The organism is Rhodococcus sp. IEGM 1372 (assembly GCF_030056835.1).
Classification (GTDB): domain Bacteria; phylum Actinomycetota; class Actinomycetes; order Mycobacteriales; family Mycobacteriaceae; genus Rhodococcoides.
The window spans coordinates 448,606-461,910 of sequence record NZ_JASHKS010000002.1 but is presented as its reverse complement, the minus strand read 5'-3'; the positions used below and the strand labels follow the sequence as shown (position 1 = coordinate 461,910).

At 63.8% G+C, this 13,305-nt stretch carries 9 protein-coding genes and 1 tRNA gene; 3 read left to right on the top strand and 7 right to left on the bottom strand.

The genetic code is table 11. From position 1 onward, the window contains the following. Positions 1–17 precede the first annotated feature (17 nt). Positions 18–1,001 (bottom strand): nucleoside-diphosphate sugar epimerase/dehydratase, encoded by a 984-nt coding sequence (locus QM590_RS04670; RefSeq protein ID WP_269593742.1) that lies wholly within the window; start codon positions 999–1,001, stop codon positions 18–20. A 152-nt stretch (positions 1,002–1,153) separates the two neighbouring features. Continuing rightward, a complete protein-coding gene (locus QM590_RS04665) occupies positions 1,154–1,861 on the bottom strand; it encodes a GAF domain-containing protein (protein ID WP_269593743.1) in 708 nt (235 codons plus the stop codon). Between the two features lie 170 nt (positions 1,862–2,031). On the opposite strand from QM590_RS04665, the gene QM590_RS04660 reads away from it, so the two are divergent. Further along, positions 2,032–3,150 (top strand): endo-1,4-beta-xylanase, encoded by a 1,119-nt coding sequence (locus tag QM590_RS04660; RefSeq protein WP_269593744.1) that lies wholly within the window; start codon positions 2,032–2,034, stop codon positions 3,148–3,150. 36 nt (positions 3,151–3,186) lie between these two features. On the opposite strand, the gene QM590_RS04655 is transcribed toward QM590_RS04660, so the two are convergent. Next, positions 3,187–7,320, bottom strand: a complete 4,134-nt coding sequence (locus QM590_RS04655; protein ID WP_269593745.1) for a bifunctional nitrate reductase/sulfite reductase flavoprotein subunit alpha — start codon at positions 7,318–7,320, stop codon at positions 3,187–3,189. Between the two features lie 259 nt (positions 7,321–7,579). On the opposite strand from QM590_RS04655, the gene QM590_RS04650 reads away from it, so the two are divergent. After that, the gene (locus tag QM590_RS04650; protein WP_094670058.1) at positions 7,580–8,773 is read left to right on the top strand and encodes a L,D-transpeptidase; all 1,194 of its coding nucleotides are present in this window, start codon (positions 7,580–7,582) and stop codon (positions 8,771–8,773) included. A gap of 20 nt (positions 8,774–8,793) precedes the next feature. Here QM590_RS04650 and QM590_RS04645 read toward each other — a convergent pair whose 3' ends face one another. The 3 genes from QM590_RS04645 to orn all read right to left on the bottom strand — a co-directional run bounded on the left by QM590_RS04645 (position 8,794) and on the right by orn (position 10,633). After that, a complete protein-coding gene (locus QM590_RS04645) occupies positions 8,794–9,555 on the bottom strand; it encodes a M23 family metallopeptidase (protein ID WP_283278828.1) in 762 nt (253 codons plus the stop codon). Positions 9,556–9,867: 312 nt separating this feature from the next. After that, positions 9,868–9,943 (bottom strand) — tRNA-His (locus QM590_RS04640). A 78-nt stretch (positions 9,944–10,021) separates the two neighbouring features. Further along, positions 10,022–10,633 carry an oligoribonuclease gene (orn, locus tag QM590_RS04635; RefSeq protein WP_082898768.1) on the bottom strand — a complete coding sequence of 204 codons (612 nt, stop codon included), beginning with the start codon at positions 10,631–10,633 and terminating at the stop codon, positions 10,022–10,024. Positions 10,634–10,727: 94 nt separating this feature from the next. Here orn and QM590_RS04630 point away from each other — a divergent pair, with 94 nt between their 5' ends. Continuing rightward, positions 10,728–12,452 (top strand): helicase HerA-like domain-containing protein, encoded by a 1,725-nt coding sequence (locus QM590_RS04630; RefSeq protein ID WP_269593747.1) that lies wholly within the window; start codon positions 10,728–10,730, stop codon positions 12,450–12,452. A gap of 48 nt (positions 12,453–12,500) precedes the next feature. Here the strand turns inward: QM590_RS04630 and cmrA are convergent, their stop codons facing one another. Then, positions 12,501–13,304, bottom strand: coding sequence for a mycolate reductase (cmrA, locus tag QM590_RS04625; protein WP_068050011.1), 804 nt, complete (start codon positions 13,302–13,304; stop codon positions 12,501–12,503). Between the last annotated feature and the right edge of the window lies 1 nt (position 13,305).

Below are 13,305 nucleotides of genomic sequence, written 5' to 3'. Positions count from 1 at the left end.
TTCAGTAGATCCCTATCCTAAGCGGGTCCAGTGTCCGAAATCCCTGGGCCGATCAGGGAGAGCAACAGAAGCCCGAACGCGGTGAGAACCCGGTCGTGAAGTCCTTTGAGAGCGAACTGCCATCCCTTGGGGTTCACATGCGGGAGCACCATCAACGGCAGGCCGCCGATGTGCTCGACGCGCGTGTTGACCCCGACCGCGTCGTACAACCTGGGTACCACCCACACCCGCATACCGAGCCGATGCGCAATCCTGATGGCGGCGATCAACTCCCGATCCTCGGTCGGTGCGAACGTGACGATCAACTCCTCGGCACCGGTCTTGCGGGCAACCGTTTCGAAATTGCTGGGGAGTCCGAGGTGCGGCAGGTGGGGCACCTCGCCGTTCGAGGAGACGTCGGCAACCGGAGCCTCGCCAACGTAACCGATGGGTTCGAGACCGTACTCCGGGAACTGCCTTGTGCGCGAGACGAGTTGGTGCGCGATCGGGTCGTTTCCCAGCACGATGGTCGGCGCTGCGGATCCGAACTTGGTGCGCAGCGTGCGCTGGAGAACGACTCGTGTCAATCGAGCGATCGCGATCGTCAATGCGCTCAGCAACCACAGTCGCAGCACGACCTCACTGGGACGGTAGTCGGTGTCTGCCAGGAACATCACGACCAGCAGTGCGAGCGCCGCGAAGGCGACAGCGGTTTCGGCAGGACCGATCTCGTCGAGGAAGTTGCGCCGGAGACTGCGTCGGTACATCGACTTTCCGGCGAGGATTCCGATCAGCAGTGGCAGGAACAGCCATGGGAGCCAACCGGTGTCGGTGAGACTGCCCGAGTGCCAGAGCAAGGCTCCGATCAGAGCGACGGCTGCTGCGAGCACATCCACCGCGACGCTGATCGCGGTGTTGAGGGGATCGACTCGAAGCCGATCCACAAGGGGGCGACCGGCTGCAACGGTGTCGGCCTCGGCAGCCCGGAGGCGAGTGTGCGGTGATTCAAGTGTCTTCGGCACAGCTACTTCCGGTGGCTAGTTCGGATCGGTTGGTCCCGTATATCCCATTCAATGTATACCGGTACGAAAGCGGCCACCTGGTCGAGTTATAGAAAAAAACTCGAAGTCGGTTGTAGGTCGAAAATGCTTATATTTGACGGGGAACAGCCCCTTTATTCGAAAACTCGCTCACGAATTATCCACGCCAGATCCTGGAGTATCTGGACGTGACCGGTCGTCCACTGACGCGGTCGCTGATCCCACACGCACAGGGTGCCCACCGAGTTGCCGGCGTCGTCGGTGAGCGGAACTCCGAGGTAGGACACGAGAAGGTTGCTCTGAACGGAGGGGTGGTCCTTGAGGATGTCGTTCAATCGTGCGTCCTCGACCACCAATGGTTGCCCGAGATCGATCGCGTAGCGGCAGATCGACCCGTCCATGGGGACCTCCTGTGCGCCACCGAGTTCCGCTGGAAGTCCAAGGGCGCTCTTGAAGTACTGACGCTTGTCGTCGAGAAGCGAGAATGCGGCCGACGGGGCACTCAGAGCATCGGCGACCATGCTGACGACCCGGTCGTAACCCGCGTCGGATCCGGTGTCCATCAGTCCGGTTCGAGCTACAGCGGCCAACCTGTCGGGGTCGTCGATCGGGGTGCCGAACACTCGCGTGACCTCGGCTGGGCCGACGCCTCTCTCCGAGCCCTCCTGCAGCGCACGAAGCAATGCGCCGACGTCGGAATCCTGATCTTCGGACAGTTCCCGCACGAGTCGGTCGACCACCGCTCCTCGAACGAATTCGTCGGTGGAAAGACCGGATTTCTCTGCCTGCCGGGCGAGCAGATCGTTCAGACGGTCGTCGAAACCGGGAAATCCTGTCGTCATTGTCCAGATAGTAGTACAGGCCGGGTTGTCATACCGACGCTCGCGTCGGTGTATTCCACTATTCGAATTTCCGGTGTGTTTGTGCTGCCGAGGAGTGAGACAAAGCACGAAACAACAGAGCAATATCGATACCGCGATATTCCGTTCCTGGTCGTTGCTAGCATCTGCCGATGAGAAGGAATGCGACGCGACGAGCGAGTGCAGCACTGATGGTCATGCTGTTGTCGTTCGCGGCCGGGGCGGTACCCGCAGCTGCATCTGCTCTGCGAACGCAGCAAGCACCCGCAGGAGATTCAGGATGTGCGCGGCAATCGGACGCGGTCCGGATCGGAGTATCACCCGGAGCGACCATAGGTGGGCTGTCTCCTGCGGATCTCGATCGGGAACTCACGCTCGCTCGTGACGCCGGAGCTTTCGCGGTTCGTCTCGACATCGATTGGTCTGCCATCGAGTCGACCCGGGGCAGATTCGATTGGAGCCGAACCGACCGGGTGATCGACGCTGTTGTGGCCCACGGGATGTGCGTGCACGGCATCATCGCGTACACCCCGAGGTGGGCGCGAGTAGCCGCCGCCGTCAACGATTCGCACTCCCGTCCTGCGAACCCCGCCACCTTCGCGGCGTTCGCCAAGACTGTGGTTCAGCGCTACCAGAGCCGGATCGAGATATGGGAGGTGTGGAACGAGCCGAACATCGTGACGTTCTTCAAGCCTGCCCCCGACGTGACGGCGTACTCGGCGCTGATCAAGGCGACCTATACGGCGATCAAGCAGGTGCAAGCCGATTCCACCGTGCTCGCGGGCGGTATGGCACCCGCCGAGGACACGAACGGCAACATCGCGGGTACGACGTTCCTGTCGAAGATGTACGCGCAGGGATCGAACAAGTACTTCGACGCCTTCAACGTTCACCCGTACACGTGGCCCTACCTACCCAACGACCCCAGCACGGCGTCGTGGAACACCGCCATGAAGATGTGGTCCATGCGCGACACGATGATCACCGGCGGTGACAGCGGCAAACAGATCTGGATCACCGAGTTCGGAGCCCCCACCGGCACCAATCCCAACAGTGTCAGCGAGCAGACGCAGGCGGACAGCATCGGGATCGTCCTCGACGCGGTTCTCGGTAACGACTGGCTGGGGCCGGCCTATGTCTACAGCCTCCGGGACGCCGGTTCCGACACCGCCGACACCGAACAGAACTTCGGCTTGGTGCACAGAGACTGGACGCCCAAGATCGCCTACGGACGCGTCGACGCCTACGCCGCGGAACATTCCGGCCGTTGATCGACCGATGGCACGTTTCGTCTCGGTTCCACCGACTCAGTAGACGTCGCGGACGTATCGCTTTTCTGCGGCAAGAGCTTTGACGTAGGCCTCGGCACTGCTCGGCGCGAGTTTGCCGTGTTGCGCCACCACGCCCTTCAGCGCGGCGTCGACGTCCTTGGCCATTCGGGACGCGTCGCCGCACACGTAGAAGTGGGCACCGCGGTGAATCCAGTTCCACAACTCGGCCCCGTGTTCACGCATCCGATCCTGGACGTAGACCTTGTCCTTCTGATCGCGTGAGAATGCGACGTCCAGGCGGTTCAGCGAACCGTCGCCGAGCATCGCCGTCAGTTCGTCGCGATAGTAGAAGTCCGTGTCGGCGTGCTGTTCACCGAAGAACAGCCAATTGTGGCCGGTGTGCCCGAGCGCGCGACGCTCGTGCAGGAAGGCGCGGAAGGGGGCGACACCGGTACCCGGGCCGACCATGATCATCGGGGTTGTCGGGTCCTCCGGCGGTTTGAAATGCGAGGACTTCTGCACGAAGATGCCCACGTCGTGGTTCGACGCGTGGTCGGCCAGGTAGGTCGAGCACACGCCGCGCCGGGGAACTCCGTGCACGTTGTACCGCACCGCCGAGACGGTCACCTGTACTTCGTTGGGGTTCTCTTTCGGGCTCGACGAAATCGAGTACAGCCGTGGCTGCAACGGTTTGAGAACTGCCAACCAGTCGTCCACCGAAGCTCGAACCGGATGGGCAGCAAGCACGTCGATCGACTGACGACCCCACATCCAGTCGGACAGCGCATGCTTGTTGTCGGGGTGCAGCATCGCCTCGAGATCGTCGTCCGCAGTCCGTCGGTGGACGAACTTCAGGAGATCTGGTGTTGCACGGGCGATTTCGAGGTGGCGGCTCAGCGCCGTGCGCAGCGACATCGAACCGTGTCCAGCGAGGTCGACAGCGGTGTCCCGGTCCAGTCCGGTGGCCTCGAGCCACTCGTCGACGTAGGCATCGCTGTTGCGCGGCCACACTCCGAGTGCGTCACCGACCTCGTACTCGAGAGTCCCGTAGGGTACATGGAATCCGAATTGGCGTACGTCCTTGACGGATCCGCGTGCGGTCAGTACTCGATTACGTACGAGAGTCGTCACCAGCGGTGACTTCTTGCTGTACTGTTCCGGTTCCGCTGGGGTCTGCGGAACGGTGCGTGCAGGGGACTCCACCGCTGCTTCGGTGGTGGTGTCGTCATCGCGTCGAAGCCGCTCGACCACCGCATCGAGCCACGCCGCCGCCTCGTTCTCGTAGTCGGGCTCGCAGTCGACCCGCTCGAGAAGTCGCCGGGCACCCAACTCGGTGAGGCGCTCGTCGATCCTGCGTCCGTGGCCGCAGAAGTCTGCGTAGCTGGAGTCGCCGAAAGCGAGTACCGCATAATGGATTCCCGGAAGCTCCGTGGCGGGCTCGGCGACGAGACTGTCCCAGAACGTCGTTCCGTTGTCGGGTGCTTCGCCGTCACCGGTGGTACTGCTGACGATCAGCACATCGGCCTCGGCGGGCAGAGAATCGACGGTGAACGTCTCCATCGAGTGCTCTGCGATCGACACGCCTGCTCCCCGCAGGTGGGACAGGCAGGCCTGGGCGTACTCCTCGGCGGTGCCGGTTTGCGAGGCCCAGAGCAACAGCACCGGCCGTCGCCCCGGATCGGCTGTCTCGGCCGGTACATCGGCACCAGCACCGCCGGTGGCGGGTCCGCGCGAGAACAGGCCCGCGAGAACGCCGTCGAGCCATGCGTGGGTCTCGGGGGACAGGGGAGTGCGCGACGGCAGAGTGGGCGTTCCGGCGGCGCTGCGGCCGGCCTCACTGCCCAGACCTTCGAGAAGCCCTGCGATATAACGCTGTTCGACGGTCGTCAGCGGCTGAGAAGGACGCGCAGGGAGACCGACGATCGTGGCGAGCGCCTCGACGGGATCGTGGGAAGGCTCGTCGCCCACGGGTGAGGGTGATTGGGCTGCAGCAACTCTGGTGAGAGTGACCGCGCACGCCTTGAACTCGGGCTGCTGAGAATACGGATCGATGGCGTCGTTGGTGACGGCATTGATGGCGAGGTACTCACCGAATTTTTCGTTCCAGTGGAAGGGCGCGAAGCAGCTGCCCGGGAGCACTCGATCGGTGACGACGGCAGGAAGGACGGCTCGGCCTCGGCGGGACGCGACCTCGACACTGTCGCCGTCGATCACGCCGAGCCGGTCGGCGTCGAGTGGGTGTACCTCGACGAACGGGCCGGAATCGAGTTTGTTCAGCTTGGCGACCTTGCCGGTCTTGGTCATGGTGTGCCACTGGTGTGGCAGGCGTCCGGTGTTGAGCACGAACGGGTAGTCGTCGTCGGGCATCTCCGCGGGTGCCATCGCAGGCCTGGCGAAGAACTGGGCCCGACCGCTCGGAGTGGGGAAGGACAGTGCGGGGATCGAACCGTCGTCGGACACTCGTTGCCGTTGGCTGACTCCGTCGTTGAGGTAGCGGATCGGATGCCGGGTGGTGGTCGCGTCGGGCGGGCACGGCCACTGGATGGGACTCTCGCGCAACCGTTCGTAGGTGACTCCGCGAATGTCGTAGCCGGTGTTCGGATTCCAGAATTGCTTGATCTCCTCGAACACCTCCTCGGCGCTCGCATAGGTGAAGGCATCTGCATATCCGAGCGCGCACGCCATGTCGGCGATGATCTTCCAGTCCGGTAGTGCACCGCCCGGTGCCTCGAGCGCCGGTTGGAACAGCGTGAGATTGCGTTCGGAATTGACCATCACTCCGTGCGCTTCCGTCCACAACGCGGCGGGCAGCATCACGTCGGCGTAGTCGTTGGTTTCGGTATCGGCGAACGCATCCTGAGTGATGACCAACTCGGCGCGCTCGAGACCGTCGATCACCGTCGTTCTGTTGGCCACCGAGGCAACCGGATTGGTGCAGATGATCCAGCAGGCCTTGATCTCCCCGGCAGCGAGCTTGGAGAACATCTCGATGGTTCCGCCGCCGACGTCGGTGCGCAGCGTTCCGCGCGGAACGCCCCATCGATCCTCGACGAATGCGCGGTCGGCGTCGTTGACCACCGCTCGTTGTCCCGGCAGCCCGGGGCCCATGTATCCCATTTCCCGACCACCCATGGCGTTCGGTTGCCCGGTGAGGGAGAACGGGCCGCTGCCGGTCTTGCAGATGGCACCGGTCGCCAGATGGAGGTTGCACAGCGCATTGGTGTTCCACGTTCCGTGCGTCGACTGGTTCAGACCCATCGTCCAGCAGCTCATCCAGTTCTCTGCACCGCCGATCATCGCGGCCGCGGCTCGTAGGTCCTTCTCGTCGAGACCGGTTGCGGCGCAGACCTTCTCCGGGGTGTAGTCGCCGAGGAACTCCGGCATCGCGTCCCAGCCGTCGGTGAACTCCGCGATGAACTCGGTGTCGAGGTCGCCGTTCTCCGCTATGAGCGCCAGCAGACCGTTGAGCAGCGCCAGGTCCGACCCCGGCTCGAGTTGCAGATGCAGGTGGGCCTTGTCCGCTGTGGCGGTGCGACGGGGATCGACGACGATCAGCTTCGCCCCTGCCTTGACGCGGTCCATCATCCGCAGGAACAGAATGGGGTGACAGTCGGCCATGTTGGAGCCGATGACGAAGAACACGTCGGCGTGGTCGAAGTCCTGGTACGACCCGGGCGGGCCGTCGGCTCCCAGTGATTGCTTGTATCCGGTTCCTGCGCTCGCCATGCAGAGTCGGGAATTGGATTCGATCTGGTTGGTGCCGATGAACCCCTTGGCCAGTTTGTTGGACAGGTACTGGGCCTCGATCGACATCTGCCCCGACACGTACAACGCGAGCGCATCGGGCCCGTGTTCGTCGATGATTGTGCGCAGCCGCCGAGCGGTGTCGTGGATCGCCACCGCGGTGTCCGTGCTCTCCGGTTGCTCGCCGCGGCGATGGCGAATCTGGGCCTTCTCGAGCCGCCCGGGCCCCGCGAGCATGTCCGCGGTGGTGGTCCCCTTGGTGCACAGTCGGCCGAAGTTGGCCGGGTGGGACTTGTCGCCGACGGATTTGGTCACGACTGGCCTGGTCGGGGTCGCATCGGAGGACGCGGTTCGGCCGCCGATCTCGAGCACTATGCCGCATCCCACGCCGCAGTACGCGCAGAGTGTCTTCACCGTGGTGACCATGGATTCCACAGTGCCCGGCCCAGGGTGCGCCGTCATTACACGTCAGTTAGCCGGATATGACGTTGTCCTCACCGTGCCCCGCCAGGAGCGGTGATGTCCGCTCGGGAGCTGGTGAGAGGCGGATGGGAGGTAACACGAACTTCCTGGTCTGCGATTGGTACTCGAACGTTACTCATCGAACGGGCTGTCGAGTGGAGTGTCCGATTTTCCGCTGGCACAATCGTCCGGGTCGGGCTCGAAGTGGGAAGTGGTGTGATTCATGAGGGTGTATCGCGGATTCGTACTCGCCGCGGTGGGAGTGGTTGCTTCGGTGGCAGTCCTGTCGGGATGTAGTTCTGCATCGGACGTCTCCGAACCGTCGGTGCCGATCGATTCCAACCCGATGACCGAGCTGATGAAGCCGAAGCTCACCTCGAGCGTCCTCGACGGAGCCGTCGGATTCTCGCCGGCGGACCCGGTGACCGTCTCGGTCGCCGACGGCAAGTTGTCCTCGGTGACGATGCTCAACCCGGAGGGCGAGCCGGTCTCGGGCGCGATCTCGCCCGACGGATTGTCGTGGACCAACACCGAACCGCTCGGCTACGACCGCGAATACCGCGTCCAGGCCGACGCGTACGGACTCGGGGGAGCGTCGAGCACGGTATCGAGCTTCACCACCAGCCAGCCCGGCAACTTCACCAAGCCCTACGTTCTGCCGAACCCCGGCGACATCGTCGGAATCGGTCAGCCGGTCGCGGTTCAGTTCGACGAACCGATCACCGACAAAGTGGCCGCACAGAACGCCATCACCGTCACCACGACGCCTGCCGTCGAGGGCGCGTTCTACTGGGTCAACAACAAGGAAGTTCGCTGGCGTCCGCAGAACTACTGGGCACCGGGCACCAAGGTCGACGTGGCGGTGAACGTGTACGGACGCGATCTCGGTGACGATATCTTCGGTCAGGAGAACGCCACGACCTCGTTCACGATCGGTGATGCGGTCATCGCCACCGCCGACGACAACACCAAGCAGGTGACGTTCAACGTCAACGGTCAGGACGTCATCACCATGCCGACATCGATGGGCAAGGACAGCACGCCCACCGACAACGGCGTCTACATCATCGGCGACCGCTTCGAGCATCTCGTGATGGATTCCTCGACCTACGGTGTGCCGGTGAATTCGTCCAGCGGATACCGCACCCCGGTCGACTGGGCGACGCGGATGTCCTACAGCGGCATCTTCTTCCACTCCGCACCGTGGTCGGTGGGACAGCAGGGTTACTCCAACGCCTCGCACGGGTGCCTGAACCTGAGCCCCACCAACGCGAAGTGGGTCTACGACAACACCAAGCGCGGCGACATCGTCGTCGTGAAGAACACCGTCGGTGGGACGCTGTCGGGTACCGACGGCCTCGGTGACTGGAACGTCCCGTGGGACGAGTGGAAGGCCGGGAACGCCACTACGGTCTGATCGAACCGGAGTTCGGCCGATCAGCTTCGGTCGCGGGTCTGGTACAGCGAGGGATCGATACCCAGCGTCTTCAGGTAGGCCACCGGTTCGACGCTCGAACCGTTGTTGCGCACCTCGAAGTGCAGATGCGGTCCGGTCGAGTTTCCGGTGCTGCCGACTGCGCCGAGTACATCGCCCGGTGCCACTTCGTCGCCGACCGAGACCGCGATGCTGGACTGGTGGCCGTAGTAGGTCTCGGTGTTGCCACTCTTGACCCGCACGAGCTTGCCGTATCCGTCGCCTGCATCTCCGGCCTGAACGACGGTTCCGCCGGTGACCGCGTGGATCGGAGTTCCGCTGTCCGCAGCGAAGTCGACACCCTGGTGGAACTGCGCGCCGTTGCCGGTCGGGTTGTTGCGCCCGCCGTAGCCGGAGGTGATGCGGTAGTCGCCTGCATCGATGGGCAGCACTGCTCCACCGAGCCCGATGGTCGGCGGAGCGGTCGGGAGTTCGATCTCGGGTACTTCCGCGGCGCTCGGAGCGTCCGGTGAGTCCGGTGCGGAGAGCACGTCGCTGTCGAGAACGATCGCTGCTACCTGGTTGATGAGGACGCCGGTGGCGTCCAGAACGGCCGCGAGAATCGCGGCCCGTTGCTGCGCGTCGGGCTGCGGTATCGGGATCTGGGGGAGTTCGATGGTGGGTTGAGCGGTGGCCACCGCTGGGCTGAGCAAGCCGGTTGTGCCGATGCACAGTGCTGCCGACAAGATCGAACCCGCTATGACTCTGTGCATTCTGCGACCCACGAAAAGCCTCCTCGTCTGCGTCCTCCGCGCACCGTCGGATGGGTGCGCGCAGGACGTAAGAACATGTTCGGTGACGCTTCGGGGCACGCTGAACTCACGTAGCAAAAAACACATGAATCACATTGGTACTTTTCTTCCCCAAAAGTGCCATTGGTAACCGTACGTCACATTAACCCCACAAGAAACCTGAAAGTTGAATTACAACAACGTAATTCGAGGTCAGCGTGGTCGCGGCGGCACCGGAGGGCTCGTCGCTCGGGGAATGGAGACACGAAAAAGGCCGGCCTCACGAGGAGACCGGCCTTGTTCGTATGGGGTGAGCGACGGGACTCGAACCCGCGACATCCAGGATCACAACCTGGTGCTCTACCAGCTGAACTACGCCCACCATTGCACGCATCCGCAGAACCTTTTCGGACTCTCCATCAGCAGCGTCGACAATACTAGCGGGTTGAATCCCGGGTTGCTAATCCGCCCCTGACTGCGTGTCTAGATCGTGAACGACAGCTGCAATATCGCTGGTGGAGGGCCCCGGCTGCGCTACGAAGGCAGTCCGGCGGTAGTACTGCAGCTCCTTGATCGACTCCTTGATGTCCGCCAGGGCGCGGTGCGCAAGGCCCTTGGGTGGCTGTCCGTAGTAGATCCGCGGGTACCACCGGCGGGCGAGTTCCTTGATCGAGCTGACGTCGATCATGCGGTAGTGGAGGTAGGTGTCGAGCGCGGTCATGTCGCGAGAGATGAAGCCGCGATCGGTGCCGATGGAGTTTCCCGCGAGGGGAACGGTCCCGGCCACCGGGACATGCTCCTTGATGTACGCCAGGACGCGCTGCTCGGCTTCCTCCAGCGTCACCGTCGACGCGCGCACCTCGTCGGTCAAGCCCGATTTGGCATGCATGTCGGTGACGACGGCAGGCATGTTCGCCAACGCGTCGTCGTCGGCATGGATGACGATGTCGACACCCTCCCCGAGGATGTTGAGCTCGCTGTCGGTCACCAGCGCCGCAATTTCGATCAGCTTGTCCTTGCTCAGGTCCAAGCCGGTCATTTCACAATCGATCCACACAAGTTTGTCCTGCACTCGCACCACACTAGTGCGAGCTGCTGTGCCACTAGGGTTTGCGGTGGCGATCGAGCCAGTTCAGCATCAGCACACGTTCATGGAGGACGCGGACATGACAGTCGACCCGACGCAGCCGGCACCCACGCTCAGCCCGGCAGAGAAGGCGAAGGCTGCCAAGGCCGCCGCCGTCGAAGCGGCACGGGTTGCCGCCGAAGCTCTGGCTGCAGCGGACGCCGCCGAAGCCGAGGCGTTGGCCGCGGAACAGGGGCAGCCGCAGGCATCGACGGGCAAGGCCGCCGAGATCGCCGCCGGATACGCGTCGGAGGGTGCCGCGTTGGAATTGGGAACCGTGGTGCTCGACGGCGTCACCGATCCGTCCGCTCGTATCCGAATTCCGTTGGCCACGTTGAACAGGCACGGTCTGGTGGCCGGGGCCACCGGAACCGGAAAGACGAAGACGCTGCAGGGCATTGCCGAACAGCTCTGCGCCGCAGGCGTTCCCGTGGTCATGGCCGACGTCAAAGGTGACTTGTCCGGCCTGTCGCAGCCGGGAGCGGACAACGAGAAGATCCGCAGCCGAGCGGCGGACACCGGAATTCCGGACTGGGCTCCCACCGGCCATCCGGTCGAGTTTCTCTCCCTGGGCACCGACGGAATCGGCGTCCCGGTGCGCGCCACCATCACCGCGTTCGGGCCGATTCTGCTCAGTAAGGTGTTGGGGCTGAACAACACTCAGGAATCCACTCTCGGCTTGATCTTCCACTGGGCCGATTCGCAGGGGCTCGCCCTGCTCGATCTGAAGGACCTGCGGTCGGTGATCATGCACCTGACCAGCGACGAGGGCAAAGCCGATCTGAAGGGCATCGGCGGCGTCTCCTCGGCCACCGCAGGAGTGATTCTGCGCGCGCTGGTCAACCTCGAAGCAGACGGCGGCGACACCTTCTTCGGTGAACCCGAGCTCGAGACCGAGGACCTGCTACGCGTCGGGCCGGACGGCAGAGGCGTCGTCACCTTGTTCGAGCTCGGGGCGCAGGCTTCGCGGCCGGTGATGTTCTCCACGTTCCTGATGTGGGTGCTGGCCGACCTGTTCCAGACGCTGCCCGAGGTGGGAGACGTGGACAAGCCCAAGCTGGTCTTCATCTTCGACGAGGCACACCTGCTGTTCGCCGACGCCTCGAAGGCGTTTCTGCAGCAGGTGGAGCAGACCGTCAAGCTCATCCGCTCCAAGGGTGTCGGTGTCTTCTTCTGCACGCAGCTGCCCACCGACGTCCCCAACGATGTTCTCTCGCAACTGGGGGCGCGGATTCAGCACGCCCTGCGCGCCTTCACACCCGACGATCAGAAGGCCTTGAACAAGACGGTCCGCACGTACCCCAAGACCGACGCCTACGACCTGGAGAAGGCGCTGACCTCGTTGGGTACCGGCGAAGCGATCGTGACGGTGCTCTCGGAGAAGGGTGCACCGACTCCTGTGGCGTGGACCAAGATTCGGCCGCCCCGCTCTCTGATGGACACCATCGGCAACGACGCCATCGCGGCGGCCGCGTCGTCGAGCACTCTGTCCTCGAAATACCGAGAAACGATCGATCGCGAGTCGGCCTACGAGCGGATGAACGCGCGGGTGGCGAACGTACCGGCCCCGGCCGAGAAGTTCGATATCCCGCCCCTGCCTGCGGATCTGCCGGATCTACCGCCGAGCGAGCCGGAGGGGCCGTCGGCCGCAGAGCGGATCATGGGCAACCCTGCCGTCAAGAGCTTCCTTCGATCGGCCGCCTCGGCTGCCGGACGGGAGATCTCGCGCAGCATCTTCGGAACCGGACGTCGCCGCCGACGCTGAGCTTGCTCAGTCGGGAGTGGAGCCCGCGGAACGACCAAAATTCGGGTATCAGTTGCCGAGCTTCTTGTAGAAGCTGCCGATGATCGGTGCGGAGATGCTGCGCGGGCTGTACTGGCCGGCCGCCGACATGCCCTTGCTCAGCAGACCCGGTACGACGCGCATCTTGTTCTTCTCGAGGCCCTCGAGAGACACCTTCGCGGTGTAGGCGCTGTCGATCCACAGAAAATCGGGAACCATCTTGTCGACGATCGAGGCCTCGGCCGGGTCCGGTGTCTCGGTGCGGACCGGGCCGGGAGCGAGGAGGGTGACGTTCACTCCGGTGCCGGCGAGCTCACCGCGCAGTGACTCCGAGAACGTGTTCACGAAGGCCTTGGTCGCGGCATAGGTCGCGTTGTTGGGGATGGCCATGTTGCCCGCCGCCGAACCGGTGATCAGGATGCCGCCCGCTCCGCGACCGATCATGCCGGGCATGACCGCCAGTGTGAGGTCGTGCACCGCAACGGCATTGAGCTCGACCTGGTCGCGCTCGTACGCAGGATCGAGACCGGACAGCGGCCCGAATGTTGCTATCCCTGCGTTGTTGCACAGGATCGAGATCTCGCGCTCGGACAGCTCTGTCACCAGTTCCTGTCGCTGCTCACGGTTCGACAGATCCGACTGACGCACCTCGACGGTGACGCCGTACTCGGCCGTGAGCTTCGCAGCCAGTGCCTCGAGCAGTTCGCCGCGTCGAGCCACCACGATCAGTGAATGACCTCGGGCGGCGAGTTCGGTGGCCAGGGCTTCACCGATTCCGGAAGAGGCTCCGGTGACGACGGCGCGGGCATCTGGGCTGGGCTTGGGCAGGCTCACG

Excerpts from the sequence above, each read along its gene's own strand:
- QM590_RS04665 (WP_269593743.1), bottom strand. The coding sequence starts at position 1,861 with ATGACGACAGGATTTCCCGGTTTCGACGACCGTCTGAACGATCTGCTC.
- QM590_RS04660 (WP_269593744.1), top strand. The coding sequence starts at position 2,032 with ATGAGAAGGAATGCGACGCGACGAGCGAGTGCAGCACTGATGGTCATG.
- QM590_RS04655 (WP_269593745.1), bottom strand. The coding sequence starts at position 7,320 with ATGGTCACCACGGTGAAGACACTCTGCGCGTACTGCGGCGTGGGATGC.
- QM590_RS04650 (WP_094670058.1), top strand. The coding sequence starts at position 7,580 with ATGAGGGTGTATCGCGGATTCGTACTCGCCGCGGTGGGAGTGGTTGCT.
- QM590_RS04630 (WP_269593747.1), top strand. The coding sequence starts at position 10,728 with ATGACAGTCGACCCGACGCAGCCGGCACCCACGCTCAGCCCGGCAGAG.